Origin of the sequence: Amycolatopsis sp. cmx-4-61, from assembly GCF_046548775.1 — a bacterium.
Taxonomy (GTDB): domain Bacteria; phylum Actinomycetota; class Actinomycetes; order Mycobacteriales; family Pseudonocardiaceae; genus Amycolatopsis.
In genome coordinates, this window is record NZ_JAEBEI010000016.1 from 73,027 (window position 1) to 87,637 (window position 14,611).

At 74.1% G+C, this 14,611-nt stretch carries 14 protein-coding genes; 4 read left to right on the top strand and 10 right to left on the bottom strand.

Annotated features, from left to right (window positions below; all coding sequences use genetic code 11):
- The first annotated feature begins 53 nt into the window (after window positions 1-53).
- Window positions 54-611 carry an SEFIR domain-containing protein gene (locus ACLJOU_RS34285; RefSeq protein WP_410573403.1) on the top strand — a complete coding sequence of 186 codons (558 nt, stop codon included), beginning with the start codon at window positions 54-56 and terminating at the stop codon, window positions 609-611.
- Between the two features lie 80 nt (window positions 612-691).
- On the opposite strand, the gene ACLJOU_RS34290 is transcribed toward ACLJOU_RS34285, so the two are convergent.
- Together ACLJOU_RS34290 and ACLJOU_RS34295 are read right to left on the bottom strand one after the other, a co-directional pair.
- Window positions 692-1,894, bottom strand: coding sequence for an MFS transporter (locus ACLJOU_RS34290; RefSeq protein ID WP_410573404.1), 1,203 nt, complete (start codon window positions 1,892-1,894; stop codon window positions 692-694).
- Complete coding sequence (locus ACLJOU_RS34295) at window positions 1,891-2,667, bottom strand: DeoR/GlpR family DNA-binding transcription regulator (RefSeq protein WP_410573405.1); 777 nt, start codon at window positions 2,665-2,667, stop codon at window positions 1,891-1,893. The genes ACLJOU_RS34290 and ACLJOU_RS34295 overlap by 4 nt, the downstream gene beginning before the upstream one ends.
- Window positions 2,668-2,790: 123 nt before the next feature.
- Here ACLJOU_RS34295 and ACLJOU_RS34300 point away from each other — a divergent pair, with 123 nt between their 5' ends.
- On the top strand, window positions 2,791-3,378 hold the full coding sequence (locus ACLJOU_RS34300; protein ID WP_410573406.1) for a TetR/AcrR family transcriptional regulator: 588 nt from the start codon (window positions 2,791-2,793) through the stop codon (window positions 3,376-3,378).
- On the opposite strand, the gene ACLJOU_RS34305 is transcribed toward ACLJOU_RS34300, so the two are convergent.
- Window positions 3,375-4,475: a Gfo/Idh/MocA family protein gene (locus tag ACLJOU_RS34305; RefSeq protein WP_410573407.1), complete on the bottom strand. Its 1,101-nt coding sequence runs from the start codon at window positions 4,473-4,475 to the stop codon at window positions 3,375-3,377. The genes ACLJOU_RS34300 and ACLJOU_RS34305 overlap by 4 nt on opposite strands.
- A complete protein-coding gene (locus ACLJOU_RS34310; RefSeq protein ID WP_410573408.1) occupies window positions 4,472-5,215 on the bottom strand; it encodes a sugar phosphate isomerase/epimerase family protein in 744 nt (247 codons plus the stop codon). The genes ACLJOU_RS34305 and ACLJOU_RS34310 overlap by 4 nt, the downstream gene beginning before the upstream one ends.
- A 207-nt stretch (window positions 5,216-5,422) precedes the next feature.
- Here ACLJOU_RS34310 and ACLJOU_RS34315 point away from each other — a divergent pair, with 207 nt between their 5' ends.
- Entirely contained in the window at window positions 5,423-5,617 is a 195-nt protein-coding gene (locus tag ACLJOU_RS34315; RefSeq protein ID WP_410573409.1) for a hypothetical protein, read from the top strand.
- An 88-nt stretch (window positions 5,618-5,705) separates the two neighbouring features.
- Window positions 5,706-6,560: an SAM-dependent methyltransferase gene (locus tag ACLJOU_RS34320; protein WP_410573410.1), complete on the top strand. Its 855-nt coding sequence runs from the start codon at window positions 5,706-5,708 to the stop codon at window positions 6,558-6,560.
- A gap of 3 nt (window positions 6,561-6,563) precedes the next feature.
- Here the strand turns inward: ACLJOU_RS34320 and ACLJOU_RS34325 are convergent, their stop codons facing one another.
- From ACLJOU_RS34325 to ACLJOU_RS34350, 6 genes are read right to left on the bottom strand one after another with little or no spacing between them, the layout of a single operon-like run.
- Entirely contained in the window at window positions 6,564-6,917 is a 354-nt protein-coding gene (locus ACLJOU_RS34325; protein WP_410573411.1) for a CU044_2847 family protein, read from the bottom strand.
- Between the two features lie 24 nt (window positions 6,918-6,941).
- Complete coding sequence (locus ACLJOU_RS34330; RefSeq protein ID WP_410573412.1) at window positions 6,942-8,234, bottom strand: ABC transporter substrate-binding protein; 1,293 nt, start codon at window positions 8,232-8,234, stop codon at window positions 6,942-6,944.
- Complete coding sequence (locus ACLJOU_RS34335) at window positions 8,231-9,355, bottom strand: hypothetical protein (RefSeq protein ID WP_410573413.1); 1,125 nt, start codon at window positions 9,353-9,355, stop codon at window positions 8,231-8,233. Before ACLJOU_RS34335 ends, ACLJOU_RS34330 begins: the two co-directional genes overlap by 4 nt.
- Window positions 9,352-10,767, bottom strand: a complete 1,416-nt coding sequence (locus tag ACLJOU_RS34340) for a VWA domain-containing protein (protein WP_410573414.1) — start codon at window positions 10,765-10,767, stop codon at window positions 9,352-9,354. Before ACLJOU_RS34340 ends, ACLJOU_RS34335 begins: the two co-directional genes overlap by 4 nt.
- A gap of 4 nt (window positions 10,768-10,771) precedes the next feature.
- A complete protein-coding gene (locus ACLJOU_RS34345) occupies window positions 10,772-13,045 on the bottom strand; it encodes a tetratricopeptide repeat protein (RefSeq protein ID WP_410573415.1) in 2,274 nt (757 codons plus the stop codon).
- A complete protein-coding gene (locus ACLJOU_RS34350) occupies window positions 13,042-14,565 on the bottom strand; it encodes a trypsin-like peptidase domain-containing protein (RefSeq protein ID WP_410573416.1) in 1,524 nt (507 codons plus the stop codon). Before ACLJOU_RS34350 ends, ACLJOU_RS34345 begins: the two co-directional genes overlap by 4 nt.
- Window positions 14,566-14,611: the final 46 nt, after the last annotated feature.

The following is a 14,611-nucleotide window of genomic DNA, read 5'->3' on the forward strand; positions in this document are numbered from 1 at the left end:
ATGCGGCCCTGTCCGGGATTCGCCCGGTGTTCCGCCGACGACGAGGGCTTCCGATGGCGCAAGCGAACCAGTACGACAGCCACGAGCCCGGGGAGCACCCGAAGGTCTTCGTCTCCTACACCCACGACAGCGAGCAGCACCGCGAAGCCGTGCTGGCCTTCGCCGATTTCCTGATGCGGCACGGCATCGACGTGGTGCTCGACCGCTGGGCGACCGACCGGCGGCGGGACTGGCAGGCCTGGATGACCCGGAGCATCACCGAGTCGGACTACGTCCTGGTCATCGCGTCCGAGGGTTACCGGCGGATGGGCGACGGGACCGGGCCCAACCACCTGAACCTGGGCGGCCAGTCGGAAGCGGCCCTGCTGCGCGACCTGCTCCAAGGCGACCGCGCCACCTGGACGGCCAAGCTCCTGCCGGTGCTCCTGCGCGGCCACGGCAAGGAGGAGATCCCGAAGTTCCTCCAGCCCAACGCGGCGGACCGGTACGAGGTCCCGGCCAACACACCGGAGGCGGCGGAGTCGCTGCTGCGGGTGCTGACCCGGCAACCGCGCGACGTCCCGCCGCAGCTCGGGCCCCGCGTGGTCCTGCCACCGCGGTCGATGTCCTGATCGGCCCGGCTGCGGCGAACCCGCTGATCCGTCGTCGGCGAAACCACCCGCCGCCGTGGTTCCGGTGTGGTGCCGGCCGATCAGGCGACGGGCTGCTCCGCCGGCTCCGGTGCCGGGTTCAGCACCCCGGCGAACACGGCCGCGAGCACGCACAGCACCACCGGCAGCGCGAAGGTCAGGTTCAACGGCATCCACCGCGTCAGCCCGCCGATGAGCGCCGGACCGGCCAGCAGACCGACGTACCCGAGGCCGACCACGCGGGCCATCAACGCACCTGAGGCCCGGGTGTCCAGGTTTCCCGCCGCCGTGAACAGCTGCGGAACACCCCCGGAGAGGCCCAGGCCGAACAGCGCCCACCCCACCAGCGACACCGGCACCCAGGGGGCCGCCGCGGCCGTCGTCAGGCCCACCGCGGCCAGCGCCGCGCCGTACCGGACGATCGCCGCCGGGCCGGCCCAGGCCGCGACGCGGTCGGTGAGGAACCGGCCGGTCGTCATCGCCACCGCGAACGCGCCGTACGCGAGCGCCGCCGTCGAAGCCGAGGTGCCGAGCACCTTTTCCATGTGCAGCGCGGCCCAGTCGTTCGCGACGCCCTCCGACAGCATCAGCGCCAGCGCGAGCAGGCCGAGCAGCCAAACCGTGCGGCCCGGGCTCCGGCGGCGCACCACCGGCTCCGGCTCGCCCGGAGAAGCGGCGGACGGCACCTCAGCCGGCACCGCCGCCGGCTCCATGAGGAACCGCGCCGACACCACGGAAAGCAGCACGCACAGCAGGCCGGTGCCGGTGAGCGTGACGCCGGTGGGCACCCCCGCGCCGAGCGTCGCCGCGCCGATGACCGCGGCGATGGCGCCGCCGATCGACCACATCGCGTGGAACGCCGCCATGATCGGGCGCGGGTAGGCCCGTTCGACCACGACCGCGTGGGAGTTCATCCCGACGTCGATGGCACCGTTGCCGAAGCCGAAGCCGATCAGCGCCAAACCCAGCGTCCACCACGAGGTCGCGAACCCGGGCCCGCACAGGGCGAGGCCGAGCAGCACCCCCGCGGCCGGCACCAGCCGCCGGTGCCCGAGCCGGTCGACGAGCGGGCCCGCCACCTGCATGCCGGCGAACGCGGCGCCGCCGAGCACCAGCAGCAGCGCGCCCAGCGTGCTGTGCGAGATGCCGGTCGCCCGCTCGACGTTCGGGATGTGCACGACCCACATGCCCATCGCGAACCCGTTGAGGCCGAAGAACATGAAGGTCGCGAACCGGGCGGCGCGCGGGCGGGGCAGGACGGTCATCGGTTCTCCACGGGGACGGCGACGTGCACGAGCACGCCGCGCTCGGCCAGCGCGGCACGCTGGTCTTCGGGTGCGCCGGGGTCGGTGACGACCACGTCGGCGCGGTCGGCGGGACAGATGCAGGCGAGCGCGGCGCGGCCCCACTTGGCGCCGTCGGCGAGCACGATCGCCCGGGCCGCGACGTCGAGCGCCGCCTGCTTGACCTCGGCGTCGCCCAGGTCGAAGGCGGTGAGCCCGGAATCGAGGTCGAGCGCGCAGGGGCTCAGCACGGCGACGTCGAACCGCAGTGCCCGCAGCGACGCCAAGGTCAGCGGTCCGACCAGCGCCTGCTCCCCCGGCCGCGGTTCGCCGCCGGGCAGCAGCAGCCGGACGCCGGGCGCCTCGGCCAGCTCGCGGGCCGCGTGCAGCGACAGCGGCATCACGGTGATCGGCCGCCCGCGCAGCAGCCGCGCCAGCTCCAGCGCCGTCGTGCCGCTGTCGAGGACGATCGTCTCGCCGTCCCGGACCAGCTCGGCCGCCGCGGCGGCGATGGCCCGCTTCGCCTCGACCCCGGCCGTCGCACGAGCCGCGAACGGCGGTTCGACCCCCGACGGCGACGCCGGAACCGCGCCGCCGTGCACCCGGCGCAGCACGCCGCGGGACGCCAGCTGGTCGAGGTCGCGGCGGACGGTCATCTCCGACGCGCCGGTCGCTTCGGCCAGCTCGGCGACGCCCACCTGGTCGGCTTCGCGCAACCGCTCCACGATCACCCGTTGCCGGTCCGCGCTCTTCACCCCGCGATGCTCGCAAGCCGCGCGCGTTCGCACAACCTGATTGTTCGTCCGCTCACGCATTTTGTGCGCAGCCCCGCTGCGGCATGATGGTGCCGTGCACGCCGCCGAGACCACCGCGACCCCGTGACCGGGGGCTACCTGAAGGGCCGCATCCGCCGCGAGGACATCATCACGGCGGCAGCCGCGGCGTACGGCGAACTCGGCTACCACGGCTCGTCGCTGCGGGAGATCGCCAAGCGCGTCGGGATTTCGCACGCCGGCCTCCTCTACTACTTCCCCACCAAGGAGGCGCTGCTCGCCGCCGTCCTCGAACGCCGGGACGATGAAGACGCCGAGCGCGAGCAGCTCACCGTGCCGCCCGGGCTCGCGGTCCTGCGTCACTTCGTCGCGCTCGCCGAGCACAACGTCCGCCACCCCGGGATCGTCGACCTCTACTCCCGGCTCGCCGCCGAAGCGGTCGTCCCCGACCACCCGGCCCACGAGTACTTCGTGCGCCACTACCGCGCCGCGCGCGACGGCGTGCACGAGTCGTTCCAAGCGCTCGCGGCCCGCGGCGAACTCCGGGACGGCGCCGACCCCGCGATGGCGGCGCTGACGTTCATCGCGCTGATGGACGGCCTGCAGGTGCAGTGGCTCACCGTCCCCGGCGACGTCGACCTGGTCGGCTCGCTGCGCTTCTACCTGCAGAACCTGCTCACCGTCCCGCTCTAGAGGGTCTCCGCGTACGGGTCCCACCCCGCCGGCAGCAGCGGCGGCACCTCGACGGTGCTGGTGACCTCGACACTCTGCCCGCGGGTCAGGGATTCGTCGATCGCCAGCATCGCGTCGAGCACGTGGTAGGCCAGCTCGCCGGACGCGCGTTCGGGCACCCCGGCCCGGATCGCCCGCGCGAGTTCGAGGGCACCGGTGCCGCGCGAAGCCGCGTGTCCTTGCGGCGCCAGCTCTTCCGGCTCGTCCCGGTCGAGCAGGTGCAGCCGGGTCGGCTCGTCGAACCGGTTGGGGTCGGGCAGCACGGCGGTGCCGAGCGTGCCGGTCAGCTCGACCACGCCGGCCCGCTTGAGCGCCGAGTCGAAGCTCAGGACCAGCAGGGCGGAAGCGCTTTCGAACTCGACGAGCGCGGTGACCGTGGTCGGCACCGACACGGGGAACTCCGTACCCGCCCGCGGCCCGGACCCGACGACCCGGGTGTCGCGCCCCCGCCCGCCCGCGCCCGTGACGCGCCGGATCGGGCCCAGCAGGTGCACCAGCGCCGTCAGGTAGTACGGGCCCATGTCGAGCAGCGGTCCGCCGCCGGGCTGGAAGTAGAACTCCGGCGCCGGGTGCCACAGTTCCGGGCCCGGCACCTGGAACAGCGCGAGCGCGGTGAGCGGGCGGCCGACCCGGCCCGCGTCGACGGCGTGGCGCGCGGTCTGCAGCGCGGCGCCGAGCACGGTGTCGGGTGAGCTCGCCACGCGCAGGTTCTTCTCCCGGGCGCGATCCAGCAGCTTGCGGCCGGTCTGGCGGTCCAGGGCCAGCGGCTTCTCCGCCCAGACGTGCTTGCCCGCGTCGAGCGCGGCCAGCCCGACCTCGACGTGCGCGGCCGGGACGGTCAGGTTGACGACGAGCTCGACGTCCGGGTCGCCCAGCAGCTCGGCGACGGTGCCCGAGCGCGGCACGCCGTACTCGGCCGCGCGGGCCGCCGCGCGGGCGGTGTCGAGGTCGGCGACCCGCACCACGCGGACGTCCGGGAACGCGGTGAGGTTCTCGAGGTAGGTGCCGCTGATGACGCCGGTGCCGATGATCCCGACGCCGACCGGGCCGCCGGTCACCGGTCCGCGCCGGTCAGGAAGGCGAAGCTGGTGGCGATGGCCTCGAAGAGGTCACCGGCCGGGCCGCTGTAGGCGTCGAACTCCACCACGCGCAGTGCGTCCGGCGCGGCGGCCAGCACCTCGGCGACCGGCACCCGGCCCTGGCCGGCCGGGACCTGGCCGGTGGCGTCGGTGGCGAGCCCGCCGTCCTTGACGTGGATGGCCCGCACCCGGTCGCCCAGCCGCCGCAGCAGGGCGGGAGCGTCCTCGCCGCCCGCGGTGGCCCAGTAGGTGTCGACCTCCAGCGCGACCGCCGGGTCGAGCTGGTCGGCGAACACCTCGAACGCGCTGCGTCCGTCGATCCGGGACTCCAGTTCCCACCAGTGGTTGTGGTAGCCGACGCGGACGCCGTGCTCGGCCGCGAGCTTCGCGGCGGCGTTGAGCGCCTCCGCCGTGGCCGCGATGTCGGCCGGGTCCTGCCACCGTTCGGCCGGTACGTACGGGTCGATCACGAGGCCGATGCCCAGCTCGGCCGCGGCGGCGAAGACGGCTTGCCCGTCCACCCCGATCAGCTGCGCGTGCGCGGTCGGGGCGGTCAGGCCGTTGGCGGGCAACCCGGCCCGCAGTGCCTCGACGTTCTCGAGCACGCCGTACGGCTCGACTCGGGTGAAGCCGATCGCGGCGAGCCGCCGCAGGGTGTCGGCGGGATCGGCCGCGAACGCGTCGCGGACCGAATACAGCTGGACGGAAGGCACGCTCATCACCGGCTCCTCCACTCGCCCGTGGCGGTCGTCCGCCACGGCTTCCCAATTTCTACCACCTGGTCAAAATTGTGACCAGGGGTTTTAGGGCCGGTCCATCCGGACGGCGGCGTGCGTCGATTCACGCCGGACGGTGTTTTGCCCACCGCCCGATGGGGCAGTAACGCGAAGAGCAGGCAGCCAGAGCCGATCCGGGAGGTGGCGGTAGTGGACAGGGCAGGAGACGATCGGGACACGTGGACCGCCGTCGGGCACCCCGGATCCCGGGGCGACCTGACGGACCTGTCCGAAGCCGCCCGCGACCTCGACCGGCGGATCGACCAGCACCTCGAGCGGCTGCGCCGGGAACGCGCCGAGCGCGCCGCCGACATCCCCGCCCAGCGGCTTCGGCGGCTGGGGTAGCGAGGGGCCACCTCGCGTTCACCGCGCGGACGCGACCTACTACTCTGGGTGGCCCAACGCCACCCGCCGAAAGTCCTGCGAGGTCGCCATGCCCGACACGCCGTCCGTGCTGTCCCCGAGCCAGACGCCGGTGGGGGTCGACCCCGACCGGCCGAGCATCGCGCGGATCTACGACGGTTTCCTGGGCGGGAACAACTTCTACGAAGTCGACCGCATGGTGATGGACAAGATCCGCACGGCGGTCCCGGAAGCGGTGGACATCGCCCGCGGCAACCGCGGCTTCCACAACCGGGCGCTGCGGATGCTGGCCAACCAGACCGGGATCCGCCAGTACCTCGACTGCGGGTCCGGGCTGCCGACCGCCGAGAACACCCACCAGATCGTGCAGCGCATCGACAAGGACCACACGGTCGTCTACGTCGACAACGACCCGGTGGTCCTCGCCCACGGCCGGGCCCTGCTCGTCGAGAACGACTTCACGCACATGGTCGAGTCGGACATCTTCCAGCCGCGGGAAGTGCTGGGCCACGAGGAAGTCCTCGCCCACATCGACTTCTCCGAGCCGGTCGCGCTGCTGCAGGTGGGCACGATGCACCACTTCGAGGGCGACGGCGTCAACGACATCATGCGCGCGTACATCGACGCACTGCCGTCGGGCTCGTACGTGGTGCTGTCGCACTTCTTCGACCCCGAGGTGCCGGAGCTGACCGCGATCGCCAAGCGCATCGAGCAGATCCTGGTCTCCGGCCCGCTCGGCGCCGGCCGCTTCCGCACCCGCGCGGAGATCGAAGCGATGATGGACGGCCTCGAACTCGTCCAGCCGAACGCGACATCGCAGCCGGGCCTGGCGGTCTGCGACGAGTGGTGGCCGGACGGCCCCCGGCTCACCCCGCTCAGTGACTCGGCCCGGTGCGTCGCCGGGATCGTCGGCTACAAGCCGTGACCTTCAGTCCTCCGGTTCCTCCGCCGGCGCCGCTTCGGCGGGCGTAACCCCTTCGCGCACCCATTTGAGCTTGACCTCGAACTGGCCCTGCAGCCCCGTGCGCGCGATCACCGCCCCGGCCTGGGCGTCGAGCTTGACGCCGAACTTGAGCTCGACCTCGTCCGGCCCGAGGTCGCGGAACTGGGTCAGCGCGGCGGCCGCGGCCGCACGGACCTCGCGCAGCGCGTGCTCGAAGGTGGTGGTCGCCTTGCGCAGCACGCCCGAAGGCGCCGATGCCTGTTCCAGGCCCGGTTCGCCCTCCACCTCGACGACCACCGAACCACCGCCGGCCAGCGGGAACCGCACGAACTCCTGCACCTGATCTCCTTTCCGCCACGGGAATCAACACGGCAAGTCGAGCCACTGCTCTCGCGGGACGCCGAGCCGGACCTGGTCCAGCTGCCGGAGCAGGAAGGGCAGCCGGTCGGGCCGGGCCAGGTACTCCAGCACCGCCTGGTAGAAGGCGCTGGTCATCGCCGACGGCATCAGGTCCGACGCGTCGAAGCACAGGTCACCGCCGCCGGCCAGGGTCGCGGCGATCCGCCGCGTCACGTCGCTGCGGTAGACGTCCTCGCCGACGAGGCGCCGGTGCACCGAGAACGTGGTCCCGCCGGAGGGCCAGATGCGCTGGCCCTCCGCCCCGGCCAGGTAGGCCATCAGCCGCCGCGCGGCCGGGGTGTCGCGGAACATCCCGGCGAGGTCGGCCGACACCTCCGACGGGCCGGCGGCGCCGGAACCGGGGAAGGGGAAGAACCGGAAGTCCCGGTCGGGGACCGGCGAACCGCCCGGCCGGCGGATCGCGGAGTACCCGCCGATCGCGAACGAGCCGAGGTGCTCCAGCGCGCAGCCGGGCGGATCGGCGAACATGGGCCGGCCGGCGTCGGAGAACGACGTGAGCAGCGCGGCCGTGCTGCCGCCGCGCACCGCGCCCGGCGCCAGGACCAGCGTGCCCCAGCTCTGCCACGCGTCGACCACCGCCGCGTCGGACCAGGCCAGCCGCCCCGCGGCCCAGCTGCGGTAGACCCCCGGCCCGGCGCGGTGCAGGAGGATGTCCTCCAGCCAGTCGGTACCGGGGAACCCGGAGTTGGGCGGGGCGCCCATGCCGAGGCACCACGGCTGCTGCCCCGCCGCGGAAAGCCGGTGCGAAACCGCCACGAGTTCGTCCCAAGTGGACGGAATCGGCCCGGCGAACGAGTTCGGCGTGTACCAGAGGATGCTCTTCAGGTCGGCCTTCACCACGACCGCGTGGACGGCGTTGCCGCCGAGCTGCTGCAGCTGCCGCCACTGCGAGCTGTAGGCCGCGGTGGCCTCCGTCCCGAGGACGGCGTCGAGGGGTTTCAGCTCGCCCGAGCGCGCGTACCCGGCGAGTTCGGCCGGGTTCGACAGCACCGCCACGTCGGGCGGGGTGCCCTGCTGGAGGTCCCCGCGCAGCACCTGGTTCTGGGCGCGGGTGCCCTGGTAGCGCACGGGAATCCCGGTCGCCCGGGTGAACCCGTCGAGCACCCGCTGGAACGCCGCCTGCTCGTCGCCGGTCCACGGCCCCAGGACCGCCACCTCCTCCGTGCCGCCGCCGGCGGAACACCCGGACAGCAGGAGGACGACGGCCATTGCCCAGCCGGCCCAGCGTTTCCTCACGGCTGCCTCCCCGCGCGGAACCGGTATTCGTCGAGGCGCGGTTGCAGGCCGCCCACCACCAGGACCCCGATCCCGGCGGCCAGCACCGGAATTCCGTAGCCGAGCACCCCGGTCCAGCCCGGTTCGGTGAGGCCCGGGCCCAGCAGCGCCGCCTCGCCCGCCGCACCGGCCGCACCGGGCGGTGCGGCCGGTGCGGCGGGCGGGGTGGCCGTCGCGGCGGCGAACGTGGCCACCGTGTCACCGCAGGCGGCCGCTCCGCCCGGCCCGCACTGGGCGGCCAGGACCTGGGCGAGCGTCCACTGGGCCCGGCCGGCGGCGGCCGTGGTGGCCGCCGAGCGCGCGGCCACGGTCTGCGCCAGCGCGGTTCCGCTGTTCCTCGCCTCGGCCTGGATGCCCAGCAGCAGCGCCGTTCCCGCGCCCAGCAGCACGCCCGCCGCCGTCGCCGCCAGCAGCGCGGTGTTGACCGCGCGCCGGAACCGCCGGGTGAGGAACCGCTGGGTCCACGCGAGCGTGCCGAGCAGGACGACCAGCGGCAGCGCCCAGAGCAGCGTGATCGCGGGATCGAGCCAGTCGGCGTCGAGCTGGTCGTCGAGCGCGGCGCGCTGGGCGGCTTCCAACGCGTCGAGCCGCGCGAGGATGCCGTTCTCCGGTGCGGTGAGCAGGTCCGACGCCGACAGCAGGTCGCTCGCGGCGAGCGGGCCGCCGCCCTCCTCCCGGAAATGGGCGTCGGCGTGACCGATGAAGCCGTTGTACGCCGGCAGCAGTCCTTCGATCAGCCGCAGCGTCCGGCTGCCCGCCGGCCCGGCCGCGTTGTGCTCGGCGACCTGCGCGAGCTGCTGGCCGGCCCGGGCGATCTCGTCTTCGTACTGTTCGCTCGGGCCGGTCAGTTTCGCCTGCCCGTGCTCGAAGGCGGCCACCGCGGCGCCGTGGGCGGCGACGATCGCCTCCTTGGCCAGCGACACCTCGAGCACCGCGGGCGCGGTCCGCTCCCGCACCTCGGCGATGCTGGCCCGCACGCCGAGGAAGGTCGCCAGCGCCGTCCCCAGCACCACGACACTGGCGGCCACGAGCCCCAGCCGCAGCCACCAGAGGGTCTGCCGGGTGGTGCTGGTCGCGGTCACGAGGGCGCTCCGGCCTCGAACGGCTCACCACAGTGCCCGCACCGCTTCGCCGTCGGCCGTGCCTTGTGTCCACATCGGACGCACTCCCGCGGGGCACCGGCGGCTTCGGGCGGGGTGACGGCGGCGGGTTCTCCGGCACCGGTGTAGGTGGAGATCGTCGAGCCGAGCACGAGGGAGAAGCCGTCGCGGGGGCGCACGCCGTCCTTGATCGCGACCGTGCCGTCCTCGCGCACGTCGATCAACCGGCCCAGGCGCTTGAGGATCTCCGCGTTGCCCAGCTCGGTCGCCAGCCGGACGGCGGTACCCCATTCGCGCGCCGCCTCCGCGCGGTCGTCGCGCTCGAAGGCGTCCCAGCCCGCCCGGACCGCGCGGCCCAGCTCGGCCTGCCCGGTGACGCGGGCGACGTTGTCGTCCGGCACGCTGGACAGCGCCAGGTCGTCGGTCAGGTAGCCGACGATCGCCACCTGTTCCGTGACAGCTTCGCCGGCCCCGGCGAAGAGGGTGGCGGTGCCCAGCAACCGGTCCTCGTACCGCGTCAGCTGCGCGGTTTCGACGTCGAGGCAGAGGTGGTACTCGCGCTGCTCGTCACCCCACGCCCCGGTGGGCAGCTCGACCGCATGTCCTTCGACGTGACACTGCGGGGTGAGCTCGACCTCGGTCGGGAAGACCTGCTTGACGAACCGCAGGCGGCTGTAGGGCAGGGTGGTCAGCCGCAGCCGGACGTCCGGCACGGTCCGGCCCATCGCCCGCTCGACCAGGCGCCGGAAGTCCCCGGCGAGCTCGGCGTCCTCCAGGACGGCGTCGGCGCTGCCGCGCAGGACCGACGCGATGCGCTGCAGGTCCCGCGGTTCCCAGTCGTCGCCGATTCCCCGGGCGTCGCAGGCGAACTGGCCCCGGCAGCGGTCGAGCGCGGCCTCCAACGCGCCCGCGCGGTCGGTCTCGTTCTTGCCGTCGGTGAGCAGCACGGCGTGCCGGATGGCGGCCGGGGTCTGCCCGAACAGGTCGCGGGCGAGGTCCAGCCACGTGCTCATCGCGGTGCCACCGCCGGCGATCAGCCCGGACGCCGCGGCCTTGGCCTCGTGGCGGGTCCGCTCGCCGGCCACGGCCAGCGGCGGCTCGGCCGGGTAGACCAGCCGGGCGTGGCCGGTGCACTCGACCACGCCGAACAGCACGCCGTCCCGCAGCGAGCCGATGGCCGCCCGGCAGGCGTGCCGGGCGGCCTCGATCTTCGTCGGCGGCCAGTCCATCGAGCTGGAACAGTCCACCAGCAGCAGTTCGGCGGTCGGTGGCGGCCCGGCCGCGGGCGCGCCGGCGTCGCCCACCCGCACGGTGAGGACGACGTCCATCCGGTCGTCGTCCGGGGCCAGGTACTTCCGCTGGCTCAGCTGGAGGGCGAACGACGGTTCGGGCATCCGATCACCTTCTCGTCTTCGGCCGGACGGAGTTCGCGAGATCGACGAGCACGCCGTGGGAGTTGCGGTCCGGTGCCCGCTCGGCGAGCCGGCGCAGGGACTGCTCCAGCAGCGCCCGCAAACCGCGTTCGGTGACGCGCTCGCCGAGCAGCGCGCCGCCGTCCCAGCCGTCGTCCCGGCCATCGGCACCGTGATCGGCAGGGTGATCGGCACCGTGATCGGCAGTGTGGTCGGCACTGTCATCGGCACTGTCATCGGCACTGCCATCGGCTTTGTGATCGGCACGGCCCAGTGCGGTCAGCGCGGCCTCGCGGACGAGCGCCTCCAGCCGGTCCTGGGCCTCCCGGTCGAGGTAGAGCTCGGGCAGCCGCCGGGCCGCGTCGGCGAAGTCGTCGCGGCTCGGCGCACCGGCGGGCAGGCGTCCCGCCCGGATGCGCACGGCGGCGATCCGCGCGGCGTCGTAGTGGCGCGAGATCGGGGGCACGGCGTCGAGCAGCGCGACCGCGGCGTCCCGGCCGTGCGTCCGCAGGTGGCCGCGGGCGAGGCCGAAGGCGGCGCTGACCTGGGCGTGGTCGCGGTGCCATACCGAGCGGTAGCAGCGCTGCGCCTGCTCGGTCGTCCCGCGCAGCTCGGCGCAGAACCCGAGCGCCAGTTTCGGCGCGAGCTCGCCGGGCCAGCTGCGGTGCACCCGGTCGAAGGCGGCCGCGGCCTGCTCGGCGTCGTCGCGGGCCAGCGCCAGCAGCCCGTGGTGCCACGCCGCCCGCCAGTCCCGCGCGGCCTCGGTGCCGAGCTGCTCTTCGGCGTCCGCCAGTGCGGCGGCCGCGGCACCGGGATCGCCGAGCGCGACCAGTGCCCGCGTGCGGGCGAAGGCGATTTCGGGCGACCGCTCGCCGAACATCGCCAGCTTGTCCAGCCAGCGGTGCGGCCCGGGCGCTCCCGCGGCGGCGATGAACCCGGCCGCGGCGTCTTCCGGGGCGACCCGCGGGATCGGCAGCCGTCCGGCGCCGACGGCGGCCGCGGGCAGGCCGAGGTCCAGCCCGGCCGTGCGTTCCCCGGTGACCCAGTGGTCGAGGCCGGGTACCGCGCCGAGGCCGTCGTCGAGCAGTTCCGCGGTGTCCTCGAACAGCGCCGACGGCGCCGGCCGCGGCCGTTCGTCGCGCAGCGAAAGGATTTCCCGGCGCACGCCGTCGAGCTGCTCGGCCATTTCGGCCGCCGTGGCGAACCGCCGCTCGAACGGGGCTACCGCGCGTTCGAGCACGCGGTGCAGCGAGTCCAGGCCGCCGGCGACGCGGTCCGGGTCGGCGTCTTCGCTCGCGGCTTCGAGCAGCACCTGCAGTGTCCGGCCCACGGTGTGCAGGTCCGAGCGCACGGTCAGGCCGTAGCGGGCCAGCTCGTGCGCCGGGGCCTGGAAGCCTTCGGTGCCGACGCTCGGCCCGGTCGCGTCCTCGATCGGGCGGGCCGCCCCGAGGTCGATCACCTTGACGCGCTTGTCGCCGTGGATCACGTTCTCCGGCTTCATGTCGCAGTACAGCAGGCCCTCGCCGTGCAGGTAGTCGAGCGCGCCGAGGATCGCGCGCCCGTAGACGATGACGTGCTCGACCCGCGGCGGCGGCCCCTGCTTGAGCAGGTCCCGCAGCGACCGGCCGCCGACGTACTCCATCACCAGGTAGGTGTCCGGTTCGCCGCCGCCGGGCGGCACGTGCTCGACGAAGTCGCTGACGCGCACGATGTTCGGGTGGTCGAGCCGGACCAGCACGTCCCGCTCGACCCGCGCCATCGCCCGCAGCACGGCGTTGCCGCTGTTGATCACGCCCTTGAGGGCGACGTGCTGGCCGGCGAGCGCGGTGTCGGCGGCCAGGTACACCCAGCCGAGCCCGCCGCGGGCGAAGCAGCCGAGGATGTCGTAGCGGTCGCCGACCCGCTCACCGCGGTGCAGCTTGGGCAGGAAGGAAAAGCGCTCGCCGCAGTTTTCGCAGAACCCTTCGGCGAACGCCGGTTCCCCGGCGTAGGCCCGGCCGACGGCTTCCCCGCAGTGGCCGCAGAACCGGTGCTGCTCGGGGTAGTCCGGATCGGCCAGGACGAGCTTCTCCGGGTCCGGCACCTCGATCGCGGGCAGCGACTGGAAGTCGGCCTCACCGCTCCAGAGCTCGACACTGCGCCGGGTGCTTTCCGGGGGCGCGGCCGGCGGCTCGGCAGGCACCCGGCGGCGGCCGCACACCTCGCAGAACCCGATCGGCCCGACCGGACGGCCGTGGCACCACACCGTTTCCGTCGTCATGCGCCCTCCAGCCGGCGGCGGACCGCGCGCACGTACCGCTCGACGAGCCCGGCCGCGGCCTCCGGCTCGTCCGGCCGGTGAGTCAGCGCCGCCATGGCCGGGCGGTACAGCTCGGCGAGCTCCTCGTCCTCCATCAGGCCGGCGTCGGTCGCTTTGGCGTTGTAGCCGCGCAGCCGTCCGAGCAGTTCGTCGTGCCGGGCGGCCAGCGCGTCGAGGTCGGCGTACAGCCGCACCAGCGCCCACCGGGCTGCTTCGGCGTCCCGTTCGGTCGCCGCCAAGGCCCGCCGCACGCGGCCCGGTTCGATCCGCTCGCCCGCCGAGCGCAGAGCGCCCAGCCGCAGGCGCAGATCCGCGGAGCTGCCGGGCACCGCGGTGCGCGAACCGAGCCGGGCGGCCCGCTCCCGCGTGCGGTCCTCCTCGTGCTCCACCATGTCGACCAGCAGCGCGAGCCGGTCCAGGCGCCGCGCGTTCCGCTCGGTCTCCCAGCGGCGGGCCAGCCGCACGCCGGGCGAGTCGGGTCCGCTGAACTGGACGAGGACGGTGGCGCCCTTGTCCACCAGCGGCCGCACCACATCGGTGAGCACTTCCTCCGGCGCCCGCGCGTCTTCGACGCCGGTCACCGCCACGGCGACGTCCTCCGGGTTGGTTTCCAGCACGGTGACGACTTCGCCGGTGCTGATGCCCGCGCTGACGTGCTCGGCCACCTCGCCGGCGGTCTTGCCGGTGGCGTCGACGATCGCGGCGAGCCGCTCGGTGCCCCGTGCTCCCCGGCGCTCGCGCCGCACCTGCGCCAGGAACCCCTCCCGGACGGCCGAGTCGCGGTCGCCGATCACGACGATCAGCGGCCCGGCCGACGGCCGCGGCGGCTCGCCCACCCACCGGGCGACGTCGGGCACGTGCCGGACGATCACCTCGACCGGGATGAGGTAGGCCAGTCCGGCCCGTTCGTCGGTGTATTCGGTGACGACCATGCCCAGCACCGCGCCGGTCGCCTTGTCGATCACGCCCGCGCCGCTGAACCCGCGTCGCACCCGCTCGCCGGGCAGCGGCGAATTGAGCTGGATCCACTCCCCGCCGGCGCCCGCGGGGCCGGCCAGTTCGGCGTTGTTCACCCAGACGCCGTAGCGGTGCGGAGCCGGGAAGCCGTAGGTGTGGACCACCCGGTCGCGCACGGCACCGAGGCGCACCAGCGGCGCGCCGGGCACGTGGGAGAACGCTTCGGCGAGGTCGAGCAGGGCGATGTCGCCCCGGCCGTCCTCCGACGGCGGCACCCAGCAGCCGGGCCGCACGGACGCGAGCGTCTCCGGCATGCCGTCCAGGCCGACGAACCGCACGTGCACGTGCGCGCCCGAAAGCGCTTCCTCCCCCGCGGCCTGCACCACGTGCGCGCAGGTGAGCACCACGGATTCGCCCAGCAGCATCCCGGCGCCCAGTGCCCGGCCCGACGAGTCGACCAAGCACACTCGCCACGGCTCCGGATCCCCCGCGTGCCCCTCGGCAGAACCGTTGTGCTCCCTCACCGGGTGGGACCTTACGACCCGGCACCGGCTCTCCGGGCCGGGTTCG

Coding starts and splice junctions, on each gene's coding strand:
- ACLJOU_RS34285 (WP_410573403.1), top strand. CDS start 54: ATGGCGCAAGCGAACCAGTACGACAGCCACGAGCCCGGGGAGCACCCG.
- ACLJOU_RS34290 (WP_410573404.1), bottom strand. CDS start 1,894: ATGACCGTCCTGCCCCGCCCGCGCGCCGCCCGGTTCGCGACCTTCATG.
- ACLJOU_RS34310 (WP_410573408.1), bottom strand. CDS start 5,215: ATGAGCGTGCCTTCCGTCCAGCTGTATTCGGTCCGCGACGCGTTCGCG.
- ACLJOU_RS34320 (WP_410573410.1), top strand. CDS start 5,706: ATGCCCGACACGCCGTCCGTGCTGTCCCCGAGCCAGACGCCGGTGGGG.
- ACLJOU_RS34340 (WP_410573414.1), bottom strand. CDS start 10,767: ATGCCCGAACCGTCGTTCGCCCTCCAGCTGAGCCAGCGGAAGTACCTG.
- ACLJOU_RS34345 (WP_410573415.1), bottom strand. CDS start 13,045: ATGACGACGGAAACGGTGTGGTGCCACGGCCGTCCGGTCGGGCCGATC.